Below are 971 nucleotides of genomic sequence, written 5' to 3'. Positions count from 1 at the left end.
CCGGGAAATGCTCCGACGTTCGCCCCGGCGCATGCCGGCACGGGGTCCCGGGACACCCCGCCGCCTGGCGGCGGGTACGGGGGCGGGACGTCCTCGGCGCGTCCTGCGAACCTGCGGTCTTTCGCGGCGAATTCCCGCGGCCTGGATGAGGGATTGTCTTCGGCCCCGGGGACCCTGGAGGGGCAGCTGTCCTCGTTTGAGTCCGGTTGCTATTGGGGACGGATTGAGGCGTCGGGGGTGATCGCCGCTTACCGGGAGTACCTGCGGGCCAACGAGAATGATGCACGGTGGGCGGTGACGGTCGCTGACGCGTTCGCCGCGGCCGGGGGCGAGGGAAATGTTTCCACTCTCTCGGACGCGGCCGTTAGCGAGGCTCTGGCCGCGGCCGGGGTCAGCGCCGGCAGGTCCGGGCTGGTGATTGATCCGCCGATGGCGGCGGGGGCACTGCCGACCAGCGGTTACGCCAATGACCCGGTGAACACGGCCACGGGCAACTTCATCGAGCCGGAAACGGATCTGGGGTTCGCCGGGGCCGCCTCGAACCTGGTGCTGTCGCGGATGTATAACTCGCTGGCGTCGGGTTTGGAGGCGCCGGGGGTGTTTGGTCCGGGGTGGGCCTCGGTCCTGGACCAGTACCTGGCGGTCTCGGATGAGGGCGTGCGGTGGGTGATGGCCGACGGCCGGGCGGTGGACTTCCCCCGTGAGGGGGACGGCTGGGGCCGCGGCGCGGGTGAGAACTATTGGCTGGCCCGGGAACCGGTGACCTCGGCAGGCGTGGCGGAGCTGGGTTCCCTGCCCGACGGCACGGCCGAGGTGTTGGTGGTCCGGGACAACCAGGGCGCGTGGTGGGCGTTCACCGTTGCGGGGGTGTGGCTCGGTGCCGGGTCGGGGCCGGGCCGGACGGTGTCCGTGGTCCGGGACAAACAGGTGTCCGTGGTCCGGGACAATCAGGTGTCCGTGGTCCGGGACGA

1 protein-coding gene is annotated in these 971 nt (G+C 71.1%); it reads left to right on the top strand.

The genetic code is table 11. The annotated features are described in order from the left end of the window. Nucleotides 1-971 (top strand): DUF6531 domain-containing protein (locus ARGLB_RS23680; protein WP_306302361.1); only part of this gene is annotated, 971 nt, incomplete at both ends.

This window comes from Arthrobacter globiformis NBRC 12137, assembly GCF_000238915.1.
GTDB lineage: Bacteria > Actinomycetota > Actinomycetes > Actinomycetales > Micrococcaceae > Arthrobacter > Arthrobacter globiformis.
Note: the sequence above shows the minus strand (reverse complement) of the source record. Positions and strands in the feature narration are given on the sequence as shown.